Source organism: Fructobacillus sp. ESL1129 (assembly GCF_058507945.1).
In genome coordinates, this window is the sequence record NZ_CP196668.1 from 241,255 (window position 1) to 267,637 (window position 26,383).

Genomic DNA, 26,383 nt, shown 5'->3' on the forward strand with positions numbered 1-26,383 from the left:
GATTGAGAGGAAGTACCATGCAAAACTATAAGGGTCAACGGAACTGGTGGACAATTGGAGTAGGTGTTCTTTTCATTGTCATGGCGATTGCCATCTATGCGCAACCTCTGTCAACGTTGGTTTCGTTGTCATATCTATTTGGAATTCTGGCTTTAATTCACGCGGCCGTTGTTGGTTATGAAGTCTGGTCAGACCGTAAAATGGCACAGTCAAGTTCAGGCTGGTGGTTAGCAACAGTGATTTTGGATGTTGTCATTGCCGTGCTCTTTATCGGACACGTGGGCGTTGGTGTTTCAGTAATTGGTATCTTCTTTGCCATTTGGTTCATTTGGGATGCCATTTTTGAAATCTACATGGTCCGTGCCGTTCGCGATTTGAGTCGTGGTATGGCCTTTTGGACAACTGTTCTTGGTTGCCTGTCAGTCTTCTTTGGTTTCTTGATGTTGTTTTCACCAGTATTGGCAGCATCAGTGATGGTTTGGTTAATTGCCTTTTACCTTTTCTTCTTTGGTGTACTGACAATTGCCCGTTCACTTTAAAGAAAAAACATACATGTTAAAACGAAAAGAGGAAAGCGCTCGCTTTCCTCTTTTTTTATGCTTGAATATAAGATAAAATTTCTTTCTTCATTCCTTGGACCAGTGGGTCTTCACTGGCGGAATGGTTGGTGATGAGTTCAAGATGGCGGAAGTAGGGGGTTTCGAAAGGGAAAGATTGAACAGCGCCTGAAAGACGTGTTAAGGCCAAATCTGGAAGGATGCCCCAGCCCAATCCTGCTTCTACCATTGCGAGAATGGATTGGTCATCAATGGAATAATTGATGGCCTGAGGCTTCACATCGAGTTCGTCCAGAGCGACTTTTGTATCGGAATCATAATCGGCCCGCTGGAGAATAAAATGTTGATTTTGGAGATCGTCTTTTGAAATGGACTCGCCGTTTTTGGGTATAAAGTCGTTCTCGGTAATGCACTTGATTTCATCATCAATGAGCGGACAGCTATCCAACCGCTCATCAACAGGATAGGCAGAAAAACCGATATCAATTCGCCCGAGGTTAACTCCCTGTTCAATTTCTTTGAAGGAGCCTTGAAAAATGGTAATGGCGACTTCTGGATGCTTTTCCTTAAAACGGTGGATGATAGTGGGGAGCCAGGCAATACAAACCGATGAAATAGCCCCAATCCGAATGGTGCCGCCAGCTAGACCGGAGATCTTAGCAGCACGGGTATGGATTTGACGATCCTCGTTCAGTAACCGTTCCACCATCGGGAGTAGTTCTTTGCCGGATTGGGAAAGAGCCATTTCAGAACGATTGCGAATGAGTAGGGTAATACCCAGTTCGCGCTCCATGTTAGCAAGGGCGTGGGAAACGGCTGAAGGGGTGATGTTGAGGGCTTGAGCTGTCTTTTTAAAAGAACCAGTTTCTGCCACGGAGGCAAAGATTTGGTAGGTAAAAGTTTTCATGGCTGTCGAAATATCCTTTGATGAATGTTTTTCACTTTTGATTGAAAAGGTTTAGTTTTACTTGTTTATGAAGATAGTATAAACTACTAAAGAGGAAATACAAAGGAGTATTTGAATGTCAGAGGAACAACAGGGTTTTGCCCGGACCTTATCCCACCGACACGTGGCCATGATTGCCCTCGGTGGAACCATTGGAACAGGTCTTTTCTTAGGGGCCGGTTCATCAATTTCAAAAGCCGGACCAGCCATCTTATTAATCTATATCGTGACGGGACTCTTTGTTTTTGCCATGATGCGCGCATTGGGTGAACTGCTCATTTCGGATGATTCAAAGCCAGTTTTTATTGACTTTATGACGCAGTACTTGGGGAAGAAGGCCGGTTTTGTACTCGGCTGGACCTACTGGATTGGTTGGATTGTCATCGCCATGACGGAATTGACGGCCATTGGGACCTACATGCATTTTTGGTTCCCAAACATGGCGACTTGGCCATGGGAATTGGCCTTTCTAATCGTTCTTTACCTCGTTAACATCATTGCGGTTCGTGCTTTCGGTGAAGCAGAATTTTGGTTTTCAATGATTAAAATCATTGCGATTTTGGCCATGATTGCGACCGGCTTAATTTTGGCCCTTGGTCAAATTAAGACTCCAATGGGGAAGACAGAATTTTCGACGCTGTGGTCACACGGTCTGGTTGCCAACCACGGGAAGACATTGCTCGCTGCTTTCCAAATGGCCTTTTTCTCCTTCTTAGGGGTTGAATTTGTGGGTGTTACAGCAGCCGAAACGAAGGATCCGCTCCAAACAATTCCAAAGGCCATTAATTCGATTGTCTTTCGAATTTTGGTCTTCTACATCGGTGCCTTGTCAGCCATCATGATTATTCAGCCTTGGACGAACTACCAAGCTGGTGAATCACCATTCGTTCAAGTTTTCTCTGGAATTGGTGTTCAATCTGCTGCGGCTTTGATCAATTTCGTTGTCTTGACAGCGGCAGCATCCGCCATTAATTCGGCTTTCTTTACAACGGGACGAATGCTTTATTCACTTGCTGGACCGAAGTCGCGCTTTGGTCAGCTAGATCATAATCATATTCCACGAGCGGCCATCAACTTGTCAACGTTGATTGTCGGACTGTCAGTGGTAGTGAACTACTTCTTCCCAACGGATGCCTTTAACTTGATTTCATCAACTGCTTCCGCTACGTTCTTGGTTATTTACATGGCTTTGATGGTGACACACTTGGTCTACAAGAAGAAGCAAAAGAAAGGCGCCATTGAAAAAGTCAAGGGCTTCAAATTACCATTTGCTCCATGGTCGAACTATTTGACCATTCTCTTTTTAGCTCTGATTTTTATCTTAATGCTGCTTTCGAGCGGTACGATGTTTACCACTATTTTGGCAATTGTTTGGTTACTCATGATGACCATCGTTGCCTTTGTTAAAAAAATATAAGTTACAAAAGTCCTGGGAAAAACCTAGGACTTTTTTAGTTGAAGTATCTTGGAAATCTTATGCTAAAATGGTGAAAGAAATGGAAACGGAGGTCAGGAAATGAAAATTGGTATTGTGGGGTTAGGGCACATGGGAACGGCCATTGCCAAAGGTTTGGTAAGACAGGAAAGCTTACCCAACCTTACGGTTTGCGCCCTGTCTTCCAATTTGAAAAAGGCTAAAGAACTGTCGATTACTGGCTTTGAGGAGCCCCGTGACTTTTTAGCTGATAACCTCGATTTATTGATTCTAACGGTCCCTGCTAAAGTGACGGTAGCCGTTCTTGAGCAGCTAAAAGCAGCCGGCCTTCGTCATGATACGATCATTTTGTCGGCAGCTGCTGGTGTTTCTCATGCAGATTTGGCGGCTGTGATGAATAAGAGCGCAATTTTTCCGTTTATTCCAAATATTCCGGTTGCCGTCAATGCTGGTACCATTGCGCTGTCAGTGGCAGATGACGTCTTAGAAGGGCAGCTTGCCACGGTGTCAATGGTCCTTAAAAGTCTTGGTGATGTCTTACGGGTACGTGAGGACCAGTTAGGGATTTCGGGTGTTATCGGCGGTTGTGCGCCGGCCTTTATTGATGTCATGATGGATGCGATGGAAGATGCTGCGGTTGCGAAAGGGTTAGACCGAAAAACAGCGGCCGAGGTGATTGCCTCAGTTGTTCGTGGAACAGCCAGCTTGGCTCAGCAATCGCCATTATCCGCCGCTGATTTAAAGGGACAAATTACTTCACCTGGAGGCACGACGATTCAGGGTGTTTTGGCGTTGGACGAGCATGGCTTCCGTCATGCAGTTCAGGCGGCTATTTTAGCCGCAGATCGCTGATTAAATGAATCAATTGATGCTGTCCTGTCACTACGTGAACTTGAATCGAAAAAGAGTAAAAAGCACTTGAGAATTCAAGTGCTTTTTTGTTTAGTTGTTAAGTAAAACACGTTGTCGAGTGAGAAAAGAAACATTTTATTTTAAAATGTATAATATTTAAAGTTAATTTTAAAATATTTGACAAATTCGGCTGAATTCTATAAAATAAACGCAGTTAGGAAACGTGTAAGCGTTTTCATTTAATGTGCTAAGAGGTTAAATTCACTAACAATCGGATTACATCCTCTTGATTTATAGAAAGCAGGTTCGCAATATGTTTGCAACGAATGGGGTTAAAAAAGTACCTAACCAGGAGGCGGAATATCACCGCCGTCAAATTGGTGTGCTTTTAGCAACATCTTTTTCATACATTGGTTATTACGTGATTCGTTTGGTTTTCACAACCGAACAGGTTCGAATCATGAAGGTATACGGTTTTGATATTGGTCAAGTAGGGCTGATTCTGTCGACATTTGGCGTTGGTTATGGCATTGCTAAAATTTTCATGGGCGCTTTAGTCGATCGATTAAACGCTCGGTGGTTCTTAGCGATTGGGCTTTACCTTTCAGCTTTTTTTAACTTGTTAATTGGCTTTACCAAGGATTTCAAGATCATTTTGCTATTAATGCTACTGATTGCGGTGACGCAATCAATGGGGGCACCCGCTTGTCAACGACAGATCTCCCTTTGGTTTTCCAAAAAGAAGCGCGGTACGACTTTTTCAATTTGGGCTTCGGCTCATAACGCCGGTGCCTTCTTCTGCGTTGCCTCGATTCAATTGGCAACTTTTCTTTTCTCTGGGTCGTTAACAATGGTGTTTGTCGTCGCTTCGGCTTTTTCTGCTTTAATTGCGACGTTGATGCTCTTGATTAATACGGACACTCCGGAAAGTGTGGGATTACCAGACATCGGGACTTATTCAGGTTATGTTGAGGTCGATGCAAAGGGAAGGGCCTGTACTGAAAAGAAAACAGAGTTGTCCATTCGTCAGGTTTTCCTCCACAGTATCCTTTTAAACCGTGTTGTCTGGTTGGTGACGCTAACGTCGATGTCGATTTACATTGTTCGTTACGGCATTTTATCTTGGATTCCATCCTATCTACCAACAAAGGGCTTTTCAGTTACCTGGGCAAAATGGTTTGTTGGCATTTTTGAAGTTTCTGCAGTACCCGGTGTGATTGCGCTGGGCGCGTTATCTGACTACCTTGATGGCCGGCGAGCAATGATTTGTTTGGTATCCGTACTCGCCATGTTAGGCTGTTTAGTCATGTATTTTACAACCAGTAATCGTGTCCTTTTAATTGCCGTTCTTTTCTTATTAGGCACACTTATCTACACACCTTTGTCGTTAGTGGGCTTGATGGTTAATGAAGCCGTTCCGAACTATGCCCTGGGATTATCAACTGGGTTTATGGGCTTTTTCCAATATATCTTTGGTGAAACAATCGCAACGGCATTGATTGGCCTTCTGGTAAAGTCATTTGGATGGCAGATGGGAGCTAACGTTATTTATTTAGCCGGATTGATTGCGCTGATTCTTTTGCTTCGTTTGGTTGTTGAGGAACGGCATTTACGGTTAATTGAAAAAACGACCAATCAACAACTTGCGAGGAAAAATAACCGACATTGTGATGAGGGTAATTTCTAATTGTAAATGCTTACATTGTTTATATATAGGCGTTTTAGTTAGAGGGTTTAGTTGACAGTTTCCTTCTTTTTGTCTAGAATAAAAGGTGGCAATTCGAAATGAAAGGTTTCTAGTGGTTGCTAATCCATTTATTTAGAGATGAGGATAAGGATGTTTTCTTTCAAGAGTAAAGGAGCGAATCGCTCACTTTCGCCAGATCAGGTTAAAACTGAATATAAGCGCCGTCAATTAGGTGTCTTACTGGCAACGTCGTTTTCATATATTGGGTACTACATCATTCGTTTGGTATTTACAACCGAACAAGTGTCCATTATGAAGAATTATGGTTTTGACATTGGTCAGGTAGGGCTAATCTTATCGACCTTTGGTGTTGGGTACGGTATCTCAAAAATCTTCATGGGAGCGCTGGTTGACCGGCTAAATGCACGTTGGTTCTTGGCCGCTGGGTTATACCTATCTGCCTTCTTTAACTTATTGATTGGCTTTACGCAATCATTCCCGGTCATTTTGGTATTGATGACGTTGATTGCCATTACGCAAGCAATGGGGGCTCCAGCCTGTCAACGCCAAATTTCTATTTGGTTTTCCAAGAAAAGTCGTGGGACGGCTTATTCCATTTGGTCTTCTGCCCATAACGCCGGTGCCTTTTTCTGTGTCCTATCAATTGAAATGGCGACTTTCTTATTTGCTGGGTCGTTAACGGCCGTCTTTATTGTCGCATCTGTGATTTCAGCTGTTTTAGCGACGTTGATGCTTTTGATTAACACGGATAAGCCTGAAAGCGTGGGCTTGCCAGATATTGGGACTTATTCTGGCTATGTTGAAGTGGACGCAAACGGTGAAAAAGCAACAAAAGATACAGCTTCTGTGCCATTTATGCAGACTTTTGTTCATAGTATTTTGTTGAATAAAGTCGTTTGGCTGGTGACGTTGGCTTCCATGTCCTTTTACATCGTGCGGTATGGGGTCATGTCGTGGATTCCTTCTTACTTACCAACGAAGGGCTTTTCCGTTACATGGGCAAAGTGGTTTGTTGGAATTTTTGAAGTTTCCGCGGTTCCCGGTGTGATTGCACTTGGTGCACTATCTGACTTTTTCAACGGACGGCGTGCCTTAATCTGTTTGATTTCAGCGCTGGGATTGCTAGGCAGCTTAGTTTTGTACTTTACGACTGCTAACCAAGCCGTTTTGGTGGTTGTTCTCTTCTTAATGGGAACGTTGATTTATACACCAATAACCCTTGTTGGTTTGATGATTAATGAAGCGGTGCCTAACTATGCTGTGGGGTTGTCAGCCGGATTCATGGGCTTCTTCCAGTACATTTTTGGTGAAACAATTGCGACGGCATTGATTGGGTCTTTGGTTCGTCAACACGGTTGGTCCATGGCGTCGAACGTCATCTATGGAGCGGCTATCTTTGCAATTGTACTTTTGATTTTCTTGGTTTTCCAAGAACGTAGGGTACGAGCACTCGAAGCGTCGGTTAATCAATAAAAATAAAAAGGCTGAGCGAAAGGCTCAGCTTTTTTACTACAATCGATTTTTAACATCCTGCATTAATGCCCGACGATTGGGGTTTTGGTCTTTCCAATAGTCTTTTTCAAAGTCATGGAGAATTTGGAGAGCTTCTGCTAGTCGTTTTTGACCGTTTTGATTAATCGAGAGGGCTTTTGTTCGCAACTTCTTTTTACCAGGAAAACGATCAAGATAATCTGCCCGAGCTAATTTAGTAATGATGGCAGAGGCCGTCATGGGATCAATGTTGGCAGCCTTGGCAACCATAACCTGCGTCACTTCTTCTTCGTGATTATTGAGGTCCTGCAGGGCGGCTAATACCTGGACCTGTGGATGGGTGAGTCCGATGCGACGGAGTTGTCTTTTAATTTGACGAAACCAGTCCGTATAGAGGGCGAAGAAGACCTGAGAATTGGAGTTTTGAAATGATTGTAATTCATCGTTGAATGTCATTTTAGTAGCACCTTTAAAAGAATAAGTATGCTTATAATATAATGCTTTCCCTTTGACTTTTCAAGCCGTTATGAAAAAATATTTCGTTGGAAAACTTGTTAACGTGGTGGCTTCTTGGTATATTAAGTCTGTATTTAATTGCATACAAGAACTGGGGTACCTTTTTGGTTGAGATAAGACCCATTGAACCTGTTGGTTAATACCAGCGTAGGGAGTTCGCACAAGCTTTTTTGAGATCACTCGTGCTGGATTCCGTCCAGACGAGTGATTTTTTTATTGCATTGCGTTGTCAATGGTCCCCCTGATAAAAAAGGAGGAAAGCATGAAAAATACACAGTGGAAATTACGGGATGCCATCTTATTGGCTTTGATTGGGATTATTTTCTCGGTCATTTACTTTTTGATGGATCCGATGTATCAAATTATCTCCGGCGCATTAACGACCGTCGGCTTACAGGCCTTTGCTGGTGAACTAACCATCGGGGTTTGGATGATGGCTGGTCCCTTGGCGGCCTATGTTTTGAAAAAGCCGGGAACGGCTTTGTTAGCTGAAATGATTGGGGCGGCCGGAGAAATGTTCCTCGGTGGTTACTGGGGTGTTGCGACTTTGCTTGCTGGGTTGATCCAGGGAGCGGGTTCTGAACTTGGTTTCACCCTAACGGCCTATAAGAACTGGAAGCTTGGTCTCTGGTTGTCAACGCTGACGGGAACGGTTGTGACCTTTGGCTGGCAGTATCTTCAGTCAGGTTTCGGTAACTACCACTTCGGAATGCTGCTTTTGCTCTTTGCTGTTCGCTACCTCTCCATCTTCTTCTTTGCAGGTGTTTTGGTGAACTGGATTGAGAAGTTGTTGGATCGTTCAAAGTTTCTGCGTACGGATAACGATTAAGGGGAGAGTGATGACCCTAAAAGTTTCGGATGTTTGTTTTACTTACCGTAAAGAAACGCTTTTTTCAGACTTTTCGATTGAAATGGCTAGTGGGGACTTTATTTTATTGATGGGTCCATCTGGCTGCGGTAAGTCTACGTTGTTAAAAACGATGGCCGGACTGTACCCCCAGTATGGGGGTAAAATTACTGGTCAAGTCACCATCGATGGACAGGCGTTGACCGACATTCCTGCCAATAAGCGGGCCGGTTTGGTCGGACTATTGTTTCAAAACCCACGCGAGCAATTTGCGATGACAACGGTTGAAGAAGAGTTTATCTTCACCATGGAAAACCTGCAGCTGGCTCCTGATACGATGTCCAACAAGATTGATCGGGTACTGACTAAAGTAGGCCTGACTGGTTTTCGCAAACGATTGTTAAGTGAGTTATCAGGTGGTGAGCTTCAAAAAGTCGCGTTAGCGGAGGTCCTTTTAACAGGAGCAAAATACCTCCTGTTGGACGAGCCTTTTGCCGCCATTGATCCACAGGCAAGGGTGGAGCTTCAACAGCTACTGAAATCTTTGACTAACGAAGGCTATGCCATCTTTGTTTCTGATCATGACGATCATGGTTATTTGGATAAAATGACGGCTTTCTATCAATATCAAAAACAGCATTTTACCGAAGTTGCTCAGGCAGATTGGCCAAAGAAAGTGGCCAGTCAAGTTGTTGCCGTCCAAAAGGAAACACTGGGTCGACCAATTTTCCAGCTAAAACAACTGGTATTGGAAAATGATCAGCGCTTGCTCATTGAACAGGCACAGTTAGAAATGAAGTCCGGCGAATGCACGTTAATTACTGGACCCAATGGTTCTGGTAAGTCTTCTTTCCTGAAGGCCTTAGCCCGACTCCAAAAGGCAGAGGGGCAATTAACTTACCTCGGCCAGGACTTTCACCGTTGGAAGAAAAAAGACTATTATCGGCAAGTGACCTTAGCTTTTCAAAGTGCACTTGACCAGTTTTTAGACATTACAGTATCTGAAGAGCTTCAACAGGTGCAAAAAAACACCTACCAAAAGAACTACTGGTCGACGGAAAGAATCGAAAGAAGCCTTCATGCACTCGGCTTAGCGGGACTAGGTAATCGATCGGTTTACACACTTTCCGGTGGGCAACAAAAAAAGCTCCAATTGCTTTTAATGCTCGTGATGGCTAGTCCCGTCTTACTATTGGACGAACCCTTTGCTGGCTTAGACGAACAATCCGTTGGGGTCGTTTTGGCTCTCCTTAAAGAAGTGAGGCGAGACCTAGACGTGACGTTGGTTATTGTTTCACACCAAATCGCTCCGCTAGCTCCGATTGTGAACCGGCACTTAGCGCTTGAAAATGCGGAGTTCGTGGATAAAGAGGGGGTGGCCATATGATGAATGCCAGTCAGCGGTTATTCTTAGCCTTACTACTGTCACTTGAAATTGTGCTAACCAACTCGCTTTCTTTCAATGTGATTCTCTTGCTGTTCTTTAACGGCTTGATTTTGTACCAGGGCTTGCCATTGAAACGCTATTTGTATTGTTGGGCGGTTGGGTTTATTCCGGCCATTGGATCATTCTGGTCCTTTTACCTATACGCACAGGGTGATTTGAGTCATCGATTGCACGTTGGGTTGGTCATGGGGTCCCGTGTCTTCCTGCTCATTTTTGTAGGCGCTTGGTTGGTCAATAAGACAAAAGAGGCGGTTTTACTTCAATCGCTTCAGCAAAACCTCCACTTATCGAATACCTTTATCTACGGATTGATTGCGGCATTGAACTTTATGCCACGATTCAAGCAAGCCTTCCAAAATATTCAAGCGGCCAGCCAAATGCGTGGTGTTAGCCTACACTGGTACCAGCCGACCCTGTATTTCAAGGCGCTCATTCAAGCCATTCAGTGGTCTGAATCGTTGGCAATGGCCATGACAGCCCACGGATTTCAAGAAGGTGCGGAGCGGTCTGTGTATCAGACTTATCCATACAAAAAAGTCGGGTTTGCCTGGTTAGCCTTGGTGCTCATATTGACCATTGGGCTACTTCGACTGCTACCGTATTAGCATATGAAAACATTAATTAATAGCAAGAAATACGTAAGTTCGCTTATTTAATTACACAAGAATATAGGAGAATGAGATGACTTTTATTGAACAGTTTAAGAAGATTATGCAGGACGCCATGCCGGCTTTTTTGGCCAATCCTTTTATCAAGGATTGTGAAGCAGGACGTATCGATGCCCGGGCACTCTATACCTATATCTATCAAGACAACATTTACTTGGATGTCTACTTGCCGCTCTTTTCAAAGGGCTTGGATAACTTTGGTATTGATTCAGAGTCTTTGCGCCAGTTTGAGGGTGACCAAGAAACCGAACCACACTTGATGTTGCAAAAGTTGGCGGATGAAAAGGATCCGGCTGCTAAGGCGACCATCACCAAGGAATGGCTCCCGGCAACGACCGGTTACCTGAAGCATATTCAGGATAGCCAAAAGGAAGGCGACTTTATCTTCCTGTGTTCACTGGCTGCCTGTCCCTATGTATACGGTTACTTAACAGAAAAGATGATTGAGAGTGGGCAGATTAAGAAGGACAATCCGTTTTACCCTTGGTTTGACTTTTACAAAGGGACGGATGGTCAATTAACGGTTGACTTCATGAAGGTCTTGGAAGAAGAAGCTGACAAAGTCGATGAGGAAATGCAATCGCGGGGATTAACCGCCTTTTACCAAGCCGTTCAGTTTGAAAACGATTTCTTCGCACAGTCATTGGAGAAAGAGGGATGAGGGAAGCACAACAATACCCAACTGCTTTGACCATCGCCGGCTCGGACTCTGGTGGCGGTGCTGGCATGCAGGCTGATATTAAGACGATGCAACACTTTTCCGTTTTTTCGACCAACGTGGTGGTTGGTTTGACGGCACAAAACACATTGGGGGTCCAAGGGGCTTATCCAACGGATCCAGTGGCCATTGCCGCCCAGTTTGAGTCGGTGATGTCTGACTTTGATATCAAAGCAGCTAAAACCGGTGCTCTTTTTGACGGTGTCCGTGTGTCCGAGGTCGCCAGGAACGTGGAACGTTTTCACATTAAGCAACTAGTCATTGATCCGGTAATGGTGGCCAAGGGTGGTGCACCGTTATTGGACAAAGAAGGGGTGGCAGCCATGAAAAGAGAACTGCTACCAAAAGCGTTACTTGTGACGCCGAACATCCCCGAAGCCGAATTATTGGCCGGTTTGACAATTCAAACAGAAGCTGACATGGCAGAGGCAGCCCACCGGATTCAAGAACTTGGGGTTCCCAATGTCTTGGTGAAGGGGGGCCACCTCGAAGGTGATGAAGTGTTGAACTATGCTTTGTTGGGCGATGATTCCTTCGTTTTGAAGGGAAAGAAAGTCCACACTGTCCGAAAGCATGGAACCGGTGATACCCTATCGGCAGCCATCACGGCTATGTTGGCACGGGGAATTAGCCTTAAGCGGGCCATCCTGATTGGTAATGACTACATGAACAATATTGTTGCCCAGCCACTTTTCATTGGGCATGGACATGGACCACTTAACCAAGCACTTTGGCCAAATCCCAATCAACGCTTTAACAATACGAACGAGCTGGACTTTTCCTGTCAACTCGTGGTTGGGTTGGAAAACGTTGGTGGGGACCGTGCCAAACTTTTTTCCCTAGTTAAGGAAGCCTGTTTAGCCGGTGTGACGGTTGTCCAGTACCGGGAAAAAGGAGCGGTTCGACCAAGTTTTTTAGAAGAACTTGCCGTGGCTAGAGTCTTGAAAGAAATCTGTCAAGAAACCAAAACATTGCTCTTCATCGACGATAATGTCGATTTAGCGATTGCCGCTGATGCGGATGGTGTCCACGTTGGTCAGGATGACGCGAGCGTCCAGTCCATTGTGAAAAAAGCGCCAGAATTGCTAATCGGACTTTCCATTTCTACAATGGCGGAATTAGAAGCCAGCCAAGCGGCGATGCCGGACTTGGCCTATATTGGCGTTGGACCGGTTTTCAAAACGACAACTAAGAAGGATGCGAAGCCAACCATTGACCTTGAAGGGTTACGGGAAATTAAAGAAGCAGCAACGGTTCCGGTGGTTGCCATTGGAGGCATTAATGAAGAACGGGCTCAGGCCGTTTATCAACACGGAGCGGATGGCTTAGCGGTCATTTCTGCCATTACAAAAAGTACAAACATAGCAAAAACTGTCCAACGACTTAGCAAAGATTAGGAGGAATAGCGCATGTCTCTTTTAGAACAGATGCACCGACAACCAGCAATGGTTATTATGAATGGTAACCACGTCACGGAGCAATTGGTTGCTGACGTGATTTCATACTTAGGTGGTTCGCCATTGGTTGCTGAAGATTTTCGCGATGACGAAGCGCTGGTTCCCCTAGCTTCGGCTGTTGCCTTAAACATGGGAACGGTGTCGGAGGAAAGCCACAAGCGGTTAATTCATCTTGGTCGCTTTGCCAATCAGAATCAAAAACCAGTCGTTTTTGACCCCGTTGGTGCCGGTGCTTCGAAATTACGGAAAGAACAAGCATTGGCCATTATGGAAGCCGTGTCTGTCAAAGTCGTTCGCGGAAACTTAAGTGAAATTGCTGCTCTCTTGTCTGGGGAGCAGTCCCGACTGGGAATCGACTCGACTAGTGAAGCCGATGCCGTCCAAACTGCTTTCGATTATGCTCGTTGCAGCAAGGCTTGGGTTGTGATTTCAGGAGCAGTCGATACAGTTAGTGATGGTCAACGCGTGTTCCAAATTGACAACGGACATCCGTACTTGGCTAAAAACGTGGGGATGGGGGATGCTTTGGATGGCATTTTAGCCCTCGGGTTGGCGCAAACAGTGACTTTCGAAGCGTTCGTTCGAGTTGCAGCTATTTTGCCGGTGGCCGCAGACTTGGCCATGAAGGAAGGAACGGTTGAGGGACCAGCCTCCTTCAAGACTTCCTTACTGGATCACCTCTACCAACTCAATGACGACGAACTAACAAAGACGGCTAAAATTCAAGAAGTTTCGCTCGCTTAGCTGATTTCGTGCGTCAGTTTCCCAACTTTGTGTTAGTCTAGAATTAATTGAAAAGATAAGGGGAATCGCACATGCCATTAATGAAAATTGATATGGTTAAGAACCAATATAAGCCAGAAGAGATTAAGGAATTGATGCAACTATCGTTTGATGTTGCCAAGGAAACCCTTTCACTGCCAGATCGTGATCGTTTTCAAATTGTGACGCAGCACGAAGATTATGAACTGAACTTCCAAGACGTTGGTCTGGGTTACGAACGAACGGCCAAGGCATTGTTCTTTACCATCTTGTCAACGCCACGACCAATGCCAGCAAAGAAAGCCTTCACTAAAAAATTAGTGGCGACTTTGTCAGATAAGGCCGGGGTGCGTCCCGAAGACGTGATTATTACTTTTGCTACCAATCATGCGGAAGATTGGTCATTTGGTTTGGGAAAGAATCACTTCCTAAACGGCGAATTGTAAAAAGAGTTTCATAAAAGCAGGGTTAACCGAAAGGTTAACTCTCTTTTTAATATGAATGATAGTGATGAAGGCGTTACAATAAAAGGGTAAGGAGTAACTATTTTATGAAAAAAACGCATGGCATTATCGGCCTTTTAGTGATTATTTTGTTGGTCTTAATTGGCTACGCGGTCTTCCAATCACTGAATGCGCAACACAAAACGGCGACAAATTCCTCAACTGCTTCTGGTAAAACCGCCACGGTTTTTTTCCATGGTTACGGTTCATCACGCAATGCTGAAAAGTCAATGGCCCAGTATTTGGTTGACCAGGGTTATTCGAATCGGCGCGTGAACGTGACGGTTAAGGACAATGATCAGGTTGAAATGGGTCGGCGCATTCAAAAAGAAGACAAAAACCCGCTCATTTTGGTTCAATTTGATAATAACAAGAACCAAGATTTCACCAAGACGGCCGCTTGGGTGCAGACCATCATGACTAATTTAAAGAAGCAAGGGGTCGACCAGGTTAACTTGGTGGGACACTCCATGGGGAACATGGCCATTGCCTACTATTTGATGGCAACGGCTGATCGTAAGAGCGATTCGTTGCCAGTAGTTAAGAAACAAATTGACTTAGCCGGTACCTATAACGGTTTAATGTTAACGGAGCCTGAATCCGATTCTTCCCTAAAAGACGACGGGCAACCAGTCAATCAGTCTACGTACTACAAACGTTTATTACCCCTGCGTGAGTATTATCAAAAGCACCAGGTTCAGGTGCTGAACATTTATGGTAATTCGCAGGGTTCTGGTAATAACGATACGACGGTTTATAATAATTCGTCTAAGTCCTTAAAGTACTTGGTTCAAAGTCCTTCGACTTATGAGGAAAAACTGATTACCGGTGCGGATGGACAGCATTCCAAGTTGCATGAAAATAAGGCAGTTGATGCGGCTATACTGGCGTTCTTAAAGAAATAAAGAAAAAAGACGGCTTTGCCGTCTTTTTTTGTTGACAGTGTAAAAAGTTGGTGTATATTAGTGAGTGAGTAATCACTCGCTATGCGTAAAAGGAGTCCATTATGGAAAAAGTCATTTCTTTGGAAAAAGTTGCCAAGTCCTTTGGTAGCCTAAAAGTCCTGAAGGACGTTGACCTGTCGTTGGGTCGGGGAGAAATCCTCGGTTTGCTCGGTCCATCCGGAGCTGGTAAGTCAACGGTCATCAACGTGACTTTGGGTGTCGAAAAGGCGGATTCTGGTACCGCTTATGTTTTCGGTAAGGTGATGCCAAATCGCGAACTACTTGGCCAAATGGGATATATGGCACAATCTGATGCGCTGTACGAATCGTTAACGGCTCGTGCTAACCTAAAGTTCTTTGCCGAGATGCGAGGCATCGATAAGGAAGTCTTGGAGCAAGAGATTGAACGAGTGGCGAATGTTGTTTCACTTGGTGACAAGCTCGACCAATATGTGTCTGGCTTTTCAGGGGGAATGAAGCGTCGTTTGTCATTGGCCATTGCCCTACTCGGCAACCCATTACTACTTGTTTTAGACGAACCAACAGTTGGAATTGATCCAGCGTTGCGCCGTCAAATCTGGTCCGAACTTCATAAGATGAAGGAAGCGGGACACGCTATCTTGGTCACCACCCACGTAATGGACGAGGCTGAATTGGTTGACCGGGTTGCCCTACTAATGGGGGGACGGGTCATCGCCAATGATGCACCAAAGAAGTTGGAGGCCGATTACGGCGTACCAAGTATCGAAGACGTCTTCTTGAAGGCAGAGGAGGAATTGTCATGAGCCGAACATTAGCCATTGCAAAGCGAATTTTGATGGAAATGATGCGCGATAAGCGGACTTTAGCATTGATGTTTTTAGCGCCTGTTTTAATCCTGTCGCTCTTGAACTACGTCTTTACCATTAACTCAACACCCTCCGTTGAAATTGGAACGGTCCGTGTGGAACAAGTGGTGAGCCAAACCCTTGATCAAACAAGCCACGTTTCCACCAAAGCTTATTCTTCCGATAGCAAGGCTAAATCAGCTTTGAAGGACAAGGACATTGATGCCGTCCTGACGCAAACGGGGAACAACCAATTTGAAATTCGTTATGCCAACATCGATGCTTCCAAAACAGCAATGATTCGTCAAGTTGTGAACGGCACCTTCAGTAAGATAAAAGTCGGGGCGATGGCCCAGCAAAACGTTGCGTTAGCCACACAAGCTGGGCAGCAACCGGCTACGCAAGTGAACGTGTCCCTTTCTGAAAAGTACAATTATGGCGGTAAGGACACGAGCTTCTTTGACACAATTATGCCGATTTTCATGGGCTTCTTCGTCTTCATGTTCGTCTTCTTAATTTCAGGAATCTCACTGTTGAAGGAACGAACAAAGGGTACGCTTTCCCGGTTGTTAGCAACGCCGGTTCGCCGTTCTGAAATCGTTTTTGGTTACATGTTGTCTTATGCGCTGATTGCGGTTTTGCAGACGGCCGTGATTGTATCCTTTACGATTACACTGCTTCACGTTGAGGTGCTTGGTTTTGTTTGGTTACTCTTCCTCATCAATGTCTTGTTAGCAATGGTTGCCTTGGCGCTGGGGCTCTTAGTTTCAACGCTGGCCGCGTCAGAGTTCCAGATGATTCAATTCATTCCAATCGTTGTTGTGCCACAAATGATTTTCTCAGGAATTATTCCGTTTGATTCCATGGCTTCCTGGGCACAAGCCATTGGCGATATTTTGCCAATGAAGTACGCAGCTGATGCAATGAACACTGTTGTTCTTCAGGGACAGGGTTTCTCAGCCATTTCTGGACAGATTGTCGCCTTGGTTATTTTCTTAGTCGTTTTGACGGCATTGAACATCTTTGGTCTGCGTCGTTATCGTAAGGTATAATGGATTCAGTCTGAAAAAGGGGTGGCAAAATGGATCAAATTGTTCAAGATTTTGTGAAGCTATCTGAAGAAAAAAAGGTGACCCCTTCTCAAAAGAAAGTTCTTCAAGCAGCCATTCAATTGTTTGCGAGCCAAGGGTACGCCAGTACATCGACTGCGGCCATCGCCAAGGAAGCTGGTGTTAGTCAGGCAGTCATCTTCAAGTACTTTAAAAATAAAGAGGGGTTGCTCGACCAGATTTTAAATTTGGCCATTGAAAATCTGTTGCCAAAGTATGGTGATGAATTTGTTGCAAAATTACAGGATGCAGCTGGGCACGAGTCATTTGAAGAATTTTTATCCTTTGTTTTGCATGACCGCTTTCGGTTCATGGATTCCAATCAAGATGTCTTGATTATCTTAGTTGCGCAATTAATGGTGGACGAGACTTTAATGAAAAAACTAGAAAATGCGTTGACGGATAAGTTTTGGTTCATTACTAAAATCATTGAGGAACTAGCTGGCCCGGATGCTAAATTATCAGGGCAGGATATCCTTCGCTTGGTTGCCTCACAGATGTTACTCATCTTTATTGAGGAGCAGCGCATGGGTCTACAGTTGTCGGGATCTGCTATTGAACAGCGACTGGAGCAAACACGTCAAATTATTTTAGCGGGAATTTATCAGATTAATTAGACGGAGTCGGTTGCAAAAGCAACCGACTTTTTTATTGTGTGATGGCTTGTCAAAAGCGCTTGGACCTGGTTATAATGGTGATAACAAATAAATAACGTCCGTTTAGGGGAGCTCTTTGGAGCTGAGAGTGCGCAAGCCGACCCTTCGAACCTGTTGTGTTAAGACACGCGTAGGGAAAACAGAAAAGATTAAGACAACCGTCCGTTCGCTTTTGCTGTTTCGGATGGTTGTTTTTTTGTGGACTGATGCACTAAGAGGAGAAAAAAATGCAGAACACGCAGTCGCAAAATTTACGTTTTATCACGGAATTGGCGCTTTTCATCGCCTTATCCGTTGTCTTGAGTTTCTGGTCAATTCGTCTTTGGGGTGAGGGTGGCTCCATTTCATTTCAAATGGTACCAACGATGATTATGGCGTATCGTTATGGCTATAAGGGTGGTTTAACAGTCGGAATTCTGTTTGGACTCATCAAGTTAATCTTAGGTGCCTATATTTTGACACCTTTTCAGGCGTTCCTGGATTACCCATTGGCTTTCGGGTTGGTCGGTTTCACAGCTGTGACTGTCCCAATGGTTAAGAAGGCCTTTGTGAACAAGGAAATGGGAAAGGGGACGCTCTGGTTGATTGCTGGGGTCTTCGTGGGATCTTTCCTGCGTTTCTTGTCCCATATGCTGTCAGCCGTCATTTTCTTTGGCCAATACGCACCAAAGGGCGAGGGTGTTTGGTTGTATTCCACTCTTTATAACGGATCGTACATGTTACCATCCTTTATTGCCTCAGCAGTTGTCTTGGTCATCATTGCCCGTGTTTATCCAAAGATGATTACGGTTGATTGAGCTTTCATGACTTTAGTAAGCACATTTTCATAAAAAGTCTTGACAAGGCAATCTCATTTTGTTTTAATGTGAGTATCAAATGAAACGAGAAAAATCATGAACAATTTTTTGACTCACAATTCAGCCGTCGTCGTCAGCGTCGTTATCCGTTAGGATAGGGTGCTGATTTTTGGCCTGCCTATCCGACATTAGGATGGGCAGCTGATTGAGTCATTGACGAAGCCAGTTGCTTAACGCAACTGGCTTTTTTGTTTGTTTTGATTAACGAGTTTCAAAAAAATGAGGAGTATTACCATGCAAGAACAACGAGCGAGTAAGCGACAGCTCTTACTAATCACATCACTAATTTTCGGTCTCTTTTTCGGGGCTGGCAACCTAATTTTCCCCGTTCAACTGGGACAGTTGGCGGGTGGCCACGTCTGGCCCGCCATCTCTGGTTTCCTTTTAACCGGGGCTTTGCTACCATTCTTGGCAATGCTCGGGATGGCTTTGACCAAGTCAACGTCGGTTTTTGACATAGCCAAGCCAGTGGCTCCTTGGTTTGCAACCATCATGGTTGTGGCCATTCACTTTTCATTAGGGCCACTCTTTGCCACGCCACGTACGGCGGCCACGGCCTTTGCTATGGGAATTGCGCCATTGATTCCAACGGCCTATCAGCAACTCGCCATGTTGATTTTTTCAGCCATCTTCTTCTTGATGGTTTACCGATTGACTTTGAAAGAGTCGAACTTAACGAAGTGGGTTGGTAAGTACTTGAACCCACTGTTCTTGATTCTGTTGGCAGTGATTTTACTGCTTGCCTTAATCATGCCGATGGGTGGCTTGGACCAGAAGGTGTCTGGTGCCTACAAAGTCGCTCCAGCCTTCCAAGGAATCCTGGAAGGGTATAACACAATGGATTGTTTGGCCCTCCTAGCCTTTGCGGTTTCAGTTGTTTACGCCGTTAAGAACATGGGGTTCTCCGACAAGCAGGTACCAAAGCTTCTGGCTAAGTCAGGATTGCTGGCCATCTTATTAGAGTCACTGATTTACATCGCCACGGCACTCTTAGGAGTAACATCATTGGGCATCATGCCAGTTTCTGATAATGGGGGAACGGCTTTATCGAACGTTATCATTCACTACACGGGAAACGTCGGTATTTTGATGACGGGTCTGATTGTTACATTAGCTGTTTTCACGACGGCGATGGGCTTGTCAGCTTCCTTCTCACAAGATTTGCATAAAGTCTTTCCAAAGATTTCATACAAAAACTGGTTGCGTGTTATCACCATCGGATCGTTTATTACTGCAAATGCTGGTTTGACTAAAATCATTGCCTTTTCAATTCCTGCCTTGATGATTATCTATCCATTCACACTGGCGCTAACCATCTTGGCCGTTTTGAATAAGTGGGTGAAGCAAAGCCCCATCATGTACCGGACGGTGATGGCCTTCATTACCATCCCGGCTTTGCTAGATGGTTTGTTGGCTTCACCCGCCAAGTCAACCAATTGGGCGCTTCAGGTGGCTGATGTTTACCATGCCATCATTCCATTGGCTGCTGAAGGCTTTGGCTGGGTACTACCAGCGATTATTGGTGCTTTGGTAGCCATGGTATGGCAGACCATTCAACGGAAGCAAACCGCCTAAAGAATTGACAAGTTTTTCTCATTATGTTTTAATTGATTTATCAAATTAAGTGAGTAAACAAATGACGAATTCATTCCAAAACAACCAAGCCATTATTATCAGCATTATTATTCCATAGGGATAGGTGCTGATGTTTTGGTCTGCCTATCCAAAAACGGATAGGCGGCTGAGCGAATGAATGTTGACCAGCTGCGTTTTGCGTAGCTGGTCTTTTTATTTGTCAAAAAACTTAAGATGAAAAATTAAAGGAGTTTTTCATAATGGAAAATCAGAAATTAACAACGAAGCAGCTCTTCTTGGTTGCTTCGCTCATCTTCGGTATGTTCTTTGGTGCCGGAAACTTGATCTTCCCAGTTCAATTGGGACAACTCGCCGGTCATAACTGGCTGCCCGCCGTGCTTGGCTTCCTTTTGACAGGTGCCTTGTTGCCATTCCTGGCCATGTTGGCGGTTTCTTTAACGGATTCCAAGTCCGTCTATGACATTGCCAAGCCAGTCGCCCCTTGGTTTGGAACGGTTGTGCTGGTGGCAATCCACTTCACCATCGGTCCACTCTTCGGAACGCCACGTACGGCGGCCACGGCCTTTGCCATGGGTGTCGCACCGTTGGTTCCTGCTCGTTACCAGCAATTGGCCATGCTTGTTTTCTCAGCCGTCTTCTTTGGACTGGCCTACATCTTAACGGTCAAACAGTCCAACTTGATGAAGTGGGTCGGCAAGTATCTAAACCCCATCTTCTTGGTACTTTTGGGCTTGATCTTGGTTTTGGCCCTGGTTTTACCAATGGGGGACTTGAGTCAACGCGTGGCCGCGGCTTATCAGCACCACGCGGCTTTTCAAGGAATCTTGGACGGTTATAACACAATGGATGGTCTAGCGCTCTTAGCCTTGGCCGTTTCCGTTGTCTACGCTGTTCGCGCCCTTGGCTTCACTGGAACAAACGTTTCGAAGGTCTTGGCCAAGTCAGGTCTGGTTGCCATCTTGATGGAATCACTAATCTACGTAGCCACGGTTTTGCTCGGCGTCTCCTCGCTTGGAACAATGAAGGCTGCCGCCAATGGTGGAACGGCCTTTTCTGAAATCATCACGCATTACACGGGAAACGTCGGTGTTCTTTCAACCGGTGTCATCGTGACTCTGGCCGTCTTCACGACCGCCATGGGGCTTTTTGTTTCCTTTGCTCAGGACTTGCACCGCGTCTTTCCAAAGGTTTCTTACCTCTGGTGGTTGCGTCTCATCGCCTTTGGTTCCTTTGTAACGGCCAACGCCGGTTTGACGAACATTATCGCCTGGTCAGCCCCCGTATTGATGCTCTTGTACCCATACGCCCTGACTTTGACTTTGTTGGGAGTGTCGAACAAGTGGGTGAAGCAAGACGGTACGATGTACCGCTTTGTGGTTGCCGCAGTGACGGTGCCCGCCTTCTTGGATGCACTGGCTGCCTCACCATTGGCTAGCCAAGCCTGGGCCGCAAACGTGGTCAAGGGCTATACGACCAACTTGCCGCTGGCTGCCGAAGGCTTCGGTTGGGTATTGCCCGCACTGGCTGGTGTCGTTCTGGCACTGCTCTGGAAGTTCTTGAAGAAAAAGGAGCTTGGAAAGTAAGTTCACTTATAATTGTGGACTATAAAGGTCGGCTCAGATTAGGGTTGGCTTTTTTATTTGTTTGACAGTGAAGAATTTCATGCTAAACTTATAACAAGATAAAACGAAGGGATGATTCACGATGTCAATGAAGCAGATGAACTGCTGCTGTTACGAAAAGTAAGAGCTAGCAATCGAAATCCAATATGAACGATTGATTAGCTCCTGTCCAAGGTGACTTTTTAGCGTTCATATTGCATCAACTTGACTATCTTCGTGGCTATAATGCCCATTAAGTGCCAGTTTTTCAGTATGACGATACTGAAAAACTGGCTTTTTTTATGGAGGAAATGATGTTAACAGAGGAAAAATGGGAAGACTTATACCGCTTCCGTCACAACTTACATAAGCATCCAGAATTGCCGATGCAAGAATTTGAAACAACAGCACGTATCGAAGAACGCCTTAAGACCCTAGGTCTTGAAATCATAACACCCACCTTAATGAAAACCGGAGTAGTAGCTGCTTTTGGCCCAAAAGAGGCACCGGTTATTGTGCTACGAGCCGATATTGACGCCCTGCCCATACAAGAAAAAACAGCGCTTCCGTATTCCTCAGTTGCTCAAGGAATCATGCATGCTTGTGGTCATGACTTTCATACCGTCAGTTTGCTTGCGGCGGCCGAAAGGATAAAGGAAATGGAAGACAGTTTGAACGTACGTGTTCTTTTTGTTTTCCAGCCTGCAGAGGAAACGCATCAAGGTGCCGAAGTGGTGCTTCGTTCTCACATTTTAGATGATGCTCAATTCATCATTGGGTTTCATAATGATCCAGCAATGTCAGTCGGCACCCTTTCGATTGAAGGAGGGGCTCGAAACGCGGCGGTTGACCAATTTAAAGTTAGGCTCCACGGAAGGGGCGGACACGCTGCTCATCCAGATAAAAACGTGGACCCTGTTCTTGGAATGGCCAACATTATCTCGTCTTTGCAAAGCGTCGTGTCACGGAACATCGACCCGCAGCACGCTGCTGTGCTGTCCGTCACCCATGTTGAGGCTGGGTCAACATGGAATGTTATTCCTGATGATTCTTGGTTTGAAGGCACGATTCGAACATTTTCAACCACTGACCAAACGTTGGCCAGAGAGCGATTCGAGCAGATTGTTAAACTGCAAGGCGAAGCATTTGGGCTGTCCTCTGAAATTGATTGGATTTCTGGACCACCTGTTTTATGGAACAACGTTGATTTAGCAAAGCAAGTGCAGGATTCATTGAGGAAGAAGTTGAACATTGTCGAAAACGCACCATCAGCGGGGGGAGAAGATTTTGCTTTTTATAGTCAATCAATTCCAGCGGTGTTTGCTGAAGTTGGGTCAGGAATAAGCACTGGTCTTCATCACTCAGATTTAAAAGTCGATGATGAAGGACTGAAAACGGCAGCCGCTTGGTACGTTGAAACGCTTCAAATCCTGTCAAAAAAATTAAGTGCTTAAAAATTAAGTTGCTAAAGGAGAAGGCAAATGACAAAAAAGAAAATGATTTGGCTGATTGTAGGTTTAGGTATTTTGTTACTGGCTTTTCTTTCATTTGGTCCAAAGCATAAAACGAGTAAAAGCAAAGTGATTACAGTTGCAACGGCCCCCGGGCCTTACAGCGAATTATTCATGAACGGCATTAAACCCATCCTTGAAAAGGAAGGTTATACCGTTAAAAGTAAAAATTTTAGCAACTTATTAAATGCCGACATTGCCCTTGATAACAATGAGGCGGATCTAAGCGTTGACCAACACAGTGCTTATCTCAAAAACTTTGACAAAGAGAAAAAGGGTGAACTGACTGGCATTATTAAGATTCCAACGATTCCGATGGGACTTTATCAAGGTTCGAAGAAGAGTCTGGCAGATCTTCAGGATGGCGATCGAATTGCCGTGCCTGAAGATGTCTCGAACAAGGCACGAGCTTACCGAATCTTGGCTCAGAACGGACTGATTCGTTTGAAAGCTGGTGTTAACGAAGTGACTGTGACGCAAAAAGATATTGCGGATAATCCGAAGAACTTACAGTTCACAGAAATTGATTCATCGACAATTCCACGCGTGAAGGACGAATTCGACTACGTCGTTTTACCCGGTTCAGTTGCTTACGCTGCCAAAGTACCTGTAAAGGAGAATCTATTAAAAGAAAAAGTGATGGATGATTATTACTTGGTCCTCACAGTGAACAAGGTAAACAAGAACAAGAAGTGGGTCCAGAATGTAAAGCGCGCCTATGAATCGGAAGAGTTTAAGAGGTACTTCGAAAGTAAAAACCAGGACAATTCCTGGGTAACGGCTGATAAAAACTGATTTTTACGAAACGAGTAAAAGACTCGTTTTTTTTAATGGTTAACTAGTATGCTTTACAAAGTAGTCAGTATCTTGTAGACTATCGTTATTGAATAAAAAGGGGCCAGGGAAATGGCGCAGACAATTTCCAGTCAACTATTAAAAGGATTTCTTCAGGGAATTCTGTTGAGCATATTAGAAAAACAGCCGAACTATGGCTACGGAATCACTGTTGCTCTTGACGAGATTGGACTTGGACAGGTTCCAAAGGGCACAATTTATCCGTTATTAGCGACCATGGAAAAGAGGGGCTTGCTCACATCGGAGAGCCGCCCTTCGCCTGATGGACCCGACCGGAAGTATTATTTGCCAACGCAGGTGGGAATTGAAGCCAAGCAAGACTTTTACAATCAATGGCACCAGTTGGAGAAATCGATGGGCTTCATGATGACAGGAGAAACAAATGACAATTGATCAATTAATCGAACGAAATAATGAATTACGACAAGGTTTGAACGATGAAAACGAAGCCTTTTACACCGATTTCATGATTTATGCGCGAACAACCAATTGGTTTAAGGATAATCAAGCAATTGAAGAGCAGTTGCTGGCAATTCTCCAAGACATCTTACAAGCTCAAAAGAATGGCCAATCGGCTGCTGATTACTTCGGGGCTGACCCAAAGCGGGTGGCTGATTCATTGCTAAAAAACTTACCAGTTAAAGTATCTTCTTTCTTTAGTTTGATTTTTTATGTCTTCTTTGGTTACTTCGCCATTGCCTTTATTCCAGCCATTTCGGTTCCTGGCAAAGTCATTGACTTAGGTGACTACATGCTGGCGGGGATTTACTTGACTGCTGCTGGTTTTCTGGCGACCTGGCTGATGGGTGAAGTCATCTATCTTTTCAAGAAGAATCCGATGAAAAAGTGGCTGAAGTATCTATGTACTTTCCTTGTTTTTCTGGCTCTTTTGTTCCCAGCACTTGCGATTAACATTTGGGTCAAAACACCATTACGACTGAGTTTTGACGGTTGGGTTGGGATTGCTGCCATTGTGATCATGCTGATTATCCTGGCGATTTACCAAAAAATTTCAGTGACTAGCCAAGTTATTAACCGTCCCATTTATTACTACATTGTTTTCCAAGCAGTGGTTGGCATTGTGACCCGTTTACCATTTCTTGAAGGAGTGATTGCCACAAAGAATGGTAAAATCATTTTGGCAGGCCTATTAGGATTTGGGCTAGTTATCTTTTGGTTTGTGTCTTGGCGGATGTTAAAGAAAATCAAGAATGATGATTAATTAAAAAAACGGACATCCAACGATGTTCGTTTTTTATTTGGCTTTTAAATTGACGGGAACGAATGGCAATGACAAAGCCCCCCGTCAACGAGGTAGTGCTTCTCTTCTTGAACTCGTTCCTGCAATGATTCCGTCGATGTTTGCAATTTATGGTAGACCCGTAAAAAATACAAGCGAATGGCCAAGAGTACCAGGTAATAGGCACCAAAAGCGAGAAACCAGAAAGAAAAGTAAAAGAGGCCAACGCCAATTTTAAGGCAGGAAAAGAAGGTGTTGGGAATCGTGTTGACGGCCGAATAGAGGATAATTCGATCGGATTTTTCTGCAAAGTGTCGTTTAATTAAGTGGAAATGACTGGTTTGTTTGCTAACTATGTTCATCTGTAAGAAAACTTTTTATGAATACGTTTAGTTTAGCAGAAATCATGAAAGAGAAGAATGAAACAAAAATCTCCTTTTTATCCTTGACCTCGAGTACACTTGAGGGTTTAAAATTGTGTTGTTTTAGTTGAACAAGAATGAATTTAAATTAGGAGGCAGATGATGAGTGAAAAAGTAACGGCTGGACGCGATCGCTTGGGTGAGATCGCCCCTGACTTTGCCCGGTATAACGACGATGTTTTGTTTGGCGAGGTTTGGGCGGATGACACGTTGAGCCATAAGACTCGTAGTATTGCAACGGTCTCAGCGCTAATGGCAATGGGTGCCTTCGAACAGTTGGAACACCATATGGCCCGCGCCAAGGACAACGGCGTGAGGGAAAAAGAAATGGCGGCTTTGATTACACAACTGGCCTTCTACACTGGTTGGCCAAAGGGTTGGTCAAGTTTTAATCTTTTGAAGAAAGTCTATGGTGAATAATCATGACAAAATTTAACGAATTGGAAAAAGGTGGCATCTTTGGCAAAGGCATTGCCAACCCTTATGGTAAGTTCTTTGAGGGAGATACTTTTTTAAAGGCACTTGCTACAAGTCCGGACGAAAAAGTTTCGGTTGGCACGGTGACCTTTGAACCGGGTGCCCGAAATAACTGGCACATCCACCACGATGGCTACCAGATTTTACTCGTGACCGATGGTGAAGGTTGGTATCAGGAAGAGGGAAAAGCAGCCCAATCCTTAAAGCAGGGCGATGTCATCGTGACAAAAGACGGTGTCAAGCACTGGCACGGTGCCAAGGCCGACTCCTGGTTCGAACACATTGCCATCACGACCGGGACGCCTGAATGGTTGGAGCCAGTAAGTGACGAAGAATATTCGAAGTTGTAATTTTCTGTTATTTTACAAGAGACAATGAAAC

The 26,383-nt window shown here is 44.7% G+C and carries 28 protein-coding genes and 2 riboswitches; of the genes, 25 read left to right on the forward strand and 3 right to left on the reverse strand.

All coding sequences use genetic code 11. The features are described from left to right. Positions 1-17: 17 nt before the first annotated feature. On the forward strand, positions 18-539 hold the full coding sequence (locus ACSYSL_RS01220; RefSeq protein ID WP_491708776.1) for an HdeD family acid-resistance protein: 522 nt from the start codon (positions 18-20) through the stop codon (positions 537-539). A 55-nt stretch (positions 540-594) separates the two neighbouring features. Here ACSYSL_RS01220 and ACSYSL_RS01225 read toward each other — a convergent pair whose 3' ends face one another. After that, complete coding sequence (locus ACSYSL_RS01225) at positions 595-1,464, reverse strand: LysR family transcriptional regulator (RefSeq protein ID WP_491708777.1); 870 nt, start codon at positions 1,462-1,464, stop codon at positions 595-597. A gap of 115 nt (positions 1,465-1,579) precedes the next feature. Here ACSYSL_RS01225 and ACSYSL_RS01230 point away from each other — a divergent pair, with 115 nt between their 5' ends. The 4 genes from ACSYSL_RS01230 (at position 1,580) to ACSYSL_RS01245 (ending at position 6,971) form a co-directional block, all read left to right on the forward strand. Next, entirely contained in the window at positions 1,580-2,920 is a 1,341-nt protein-coding gene (locus ACSYSL_RS01230; protein ID WP_010690883.1) for an amino acid permease, read from the forward strand. 99 nt (positions 2,921-3,019) lie between these two features. After that, the gene (locus tag ACSYSL_RS01235; protein WP_491708778.1) at positions 3,020-3,790 is read left to right on the forward strand and encodes a pyrroline-5-carboxylate reductase family protein; all 771 of its coding nucleotides are present in this window, start codon (positions 3,020-3,022) and stop codon (positions 3,788-3,790) included. A gap of 313 nt (positions 3,791-4,103) precedes the next feature. Then, on the forward strand, positions 4,104-5,477 hold the full coding sequence (locus ACSYSL_RS01240) for an MFS transporter (protein WP_491708779.1): 1,374 nt from the start codon (positions 4,104-4,106) through the stop codon (positions 5,475-5,477). Positions 5,478-5,627: 150 nt separating this feature from the next. Then, complete coding sequence (locus ACSYSL_RS01245; protein WP_338342265.1) at positions 5,628-6,971, forward strand: MFS transporter; 1,344 nt, start codon at positions 5,628-5,630, stop codon at positions 6,969-6,971. Between the two features lie 36 nt (positions 6,972-7,007). On the opposite strand, the gene ACSYSL_RS01250 is transcribed toward ACSYSL_RS01245, so the two are convergent. Beyond that, on the reverse strand, positions 7,008-7,445 hold the full coding sequence (locus tag ACSYSL_RS01250; protein ID WP_187753310.1) for a MarR family winged helix-turn-helix transcriptional regulator: 438 nt from the start codon (positions 7,443-7,445) through the stop codon (positions 7,008-7,010). Positions 7,446-7,587: 142 nt separating this feature from the next. Further along, positions 7,588-7,676, forward strand: a riboswitch (TPP riboswitch). Positions 7,677-7,767: 91 nt separating this feature from the next. On the opposite strand from ACSYSL_RS01250, the gene ACSYSL_RS01255 reads away from it, so the two are divergent. From ACSYSL_RS01255 to ACSYSL_RS01340, 18 genes are all read left to right on the forward strand, one after another. Then, on the forward strand, positions 7,768-8,334 hold the full coding sequence (locus tag ACSYSL_RS01255; RefSeq protein WP_187753311.1) for an ECF transporter S component: 567 nt from the start codon (positions 7,768-7,770) through the stop codon (positions 8,332-8,334). A 10-nt stretch (positions 8,335-8,344) separates the two neighbouring features. Next, the gene (locus tag ACSYSL_RS01260) at positions 8,345-9,739 is read left to right on the forward strand and encodes an ATP-binding cassette domain-containing protein (RefSeq protein ID WP_491708780.1); all 1,395 of its coding nucleotides are present in this window, start codon (positions 8,345-8,347) and stop codon (positions 9,737-9,739) included. After that, entirely contained in the window at positions 9,736-10,404 is a 669-nt protein-coding gene (locus tag ACSYSL_RS01265; RefSeq protein ID WP_491708781.1) for an energy-coupling factor transporter transmembrane component T family protein, read from the forward strand. The genes ACSYSL_RS01260 and ACSYSL_RS01265 overlap by 4 nt, the downstream gene beginning before the upstream one ends. Positions 10,405-10,480: 76 nt before the next feature. Further along, complete coding sequence (locus ACSYSL_RS01270) at positions 10,481-11,128, forward strand: TenA family protein (RefSeq protein ID WP_491708782.1); 648 nt, start codon at positions 10,481-10,483, stop codon at positions 11,126-11,128. After that, the gene (thiD, locus tag ACSYSL_RS01275) at positions 11,125-12,582 is read left to right on the forward strand and encodes a bifunctional hydroxymethylpyrimidine kinase/phosphomethylpyrimidine kinase (protein WP_491708783.1); all 1,458 of its coding nucleotides are present in this window, start codon (positions 11,125-11,127) and stop codon (positions 12,580-12,582) included. Before ACSYSL_RS01270 ends, thiD begins: the two co-directional genes overlap by 4 nt. Before the next feature lie 12 nt (positions 12,583-12,594). Beyond that, positions 12,595-13,386 (forward strand): hydroxyethylthiazole kinase, encoded by a 792-nt coding sequence (thiM, locus tag ACSYSL_RS01280; protein ID WP_491708784.1) that lies wholly within the window; start codon positions 12,595-12,597, stop codon positions 13,384-13,386. 71 nt (positions 13,387-13,457) lie between these two features. After that, on the forward strand, positions 13,458-13,850 hold the full coding sequence (locus ACSYSL_RS01285; protein WP_010690866.1) for a tautomerase family protein: 393 nt from the start codon (positions 13,458-13,460) through the stop codon (positions 13,848-13,850). Between the two features lie 104 nt (positions 13,851-13,954). Beyond that, complete coding sequence (locus ACSYSL_RS01290; protein ID WP_491708785.1) at positions 13,955-14,812, forward strand: alpha/beta hydrolase; 858 nt, start codon at positions 13,955-13,957, stop codon at positions 14,810-14,812. 101 nt (positions 14,813-14,913) lie between these two features. Further along, the gene (locus ACSYSL_RS01295) at positions 14,914-15,636 is read left to right on the forward strand and encodes an ABC transporter ATP-binding protein (protein ID WP_491708786.1); all 723 of its coding nucleotides are present in this window, start codon (positions 14,914-14,916) and stop codon (positions 15,634-15,636) included. Continuing rightward, positions 15,633-16,730, forward strand: coding sequence for an ABC transporter permease (locus ACSYSL_RS01300; RefSeq protein ID WP_491708787.1), 1,098 nt, complete (start codon positions 15,633-15,635; stop codon positions 16,728-16,730). Before ACSYSL_RS01295 ends, ACSYSL_RS01300 begins: the two co-directional genes overlap by 4 nt. Positions 16,731-16,759: 29 nt before the next feature. Beyond that, positions 16,760-17,404, forward strand: a complete 645-nt coding sequence (locus tag ACSYSL_RS01305) for a TetR/AcrR family transcriptional regulator (RefSeq protein ID WP_491708788.1) — start codon at positions 16,760-16,762, stop codon at positions 17,402-17,404. Positions 17,405-17,498: 94 nt separating this feature from the next. Further along, positions 17,499-17,597, forward strand: a riboswitch (TPP riboswitch). Between the two features lie 73 nt (positions 17,598-17,670). Further along, positions 17,671-18,240 (forward strand): energy-coupled thiamine transporter ThiT, encoded by a 570-nt coding sequence (gene thiT, locus ACSYSL_RS01310; protein ID WP_491708789.1) that lies wholly within the window; start codon positions 17,671-17,673, stop codon positions 18,238-18,240. A gap of 294 nt (positions 18,241-18,534) precedes the next feature. After that, on the forward strand, positions 18,535-19,875 hold the full coding sequence (gene brnQ / locus ACSYSL_RS01315) for a branched-chain amino acid transport system II carrier protein (RefSeq protein WP_491708790.1): 1,341 nt from the start codon (positions 18,535-18,537) through the stop codon (positions 19,873-19,875). Positions 19,876-20,135: 260 nt separating this feature from the next. After that, on the forward strand, positions 20,136-21,479 hold the full coding sequence (brnQ, locus tag ACSYSL_RS01320; RefSeq protein WP_491708791.1) for a branched-chain amino acid transport system II carrier protein: 1,344 nt from the start codon (positions 20,136-20,138) through the stop codon (positions 21,477-21,479). A 332-nt stretch (positions 21,480-21,811) separates the two neighbouring features. Next, a complete protein-coding gene (locus tag ACSYSL_RS01325) occupies positions 21,812-22,951 on the forward strand; it encodes an amidohydrolase (RefSeq protein WP_491708792.1) in 1,140 nt (379 codons plus the stop codon). A gap of 27 nt (positions 22,952-22,978) precedes the next feature. Further along, positions 22,979-23,803, forward strand: a complete 825-nt coding sequence (locus ACSYSL_RS01330) for a MetQ/NlpA family ABC transporter substrate-binding protein (RefSeq protein ID WP_491708793.1) — start codon at positions 22,979-22,981, stop codon at positions 23,801-23,803. 111 nt (positions 23,804-23,914) lie between these two features. Next, positions 23,915-24,256 (forward strand): PadR family transcriptional regulator, encoded by a 342-nt coding sequence (locus ACSYSL_RS01335; protein WP_491708794.1) that lies wholly within the window; start codon positions 23,915-23,917, stop codon positions 24,254-24,256. Next, a complete protein-coding gene (locus tag ACSYSL_RS01340) occupies positions 24,246-25,085 on the forward strand; it encodes a DUF1129 domain-containing protein (protein ID WP_491708795.1) in 840 nt (279 codons plus the stop codon). Before ACSYSL_RS01335 ends, ACSYSL_RS01340 begins: the two co-directional genes overlap by 11 nt. Before the next feature lie 44 nt (positions 25,086-25,129). Here the strand turns inward: ACSYSL_RS01340 and ACSYSL_RS01345 are convergent, their stop codons facing one another. Continuing rightward, entirely contained in the window at positions 25,130-25,465 is a 336-nt protein-coding gene (locus ACSYSL_RS01345) for a hypothetical protein (protein WP_491708796.1), read from the reverse strand. Positions 25,466-25,627: 162 nt separating this feature from the next. Here ACSYSL_RS01345 and ACSYSL_RS01350 point away from each other — a divergent pair, with 162 nt between their 5' ends. Both ACSYSL_RS01350 and ACSYSL_RS01355 read left to right on the forward strand, forming a co-directional pair. Further along, positions 25,628-25,945 (forward strand): carboxymuconolactone decarboxylase family protein, encoded by a 318-nt coding sequence (locus ACSYSL_RS01350; RefSeq protein ID WP_491708797.1) that lies wholly within the window; start codon positions 25,628-25,630, stop codon positions 25,943-25,945. A gap of 2 nt (positions 25,946-25,947) precedes the next feature. Continuing rightward, positions 25,948-26,352, forward strand: a complete 405-nt coding sequence (locus ACSYSL_RS01355) for a cupin domain-containing protein (protein WP_491708798.1) — start codon at positions 25,948-25,950, stop codon at positions 26,350-26,352. The last annotated feature ends 31 nt before the right edge of the window (positions 26,353-26,383 follow it).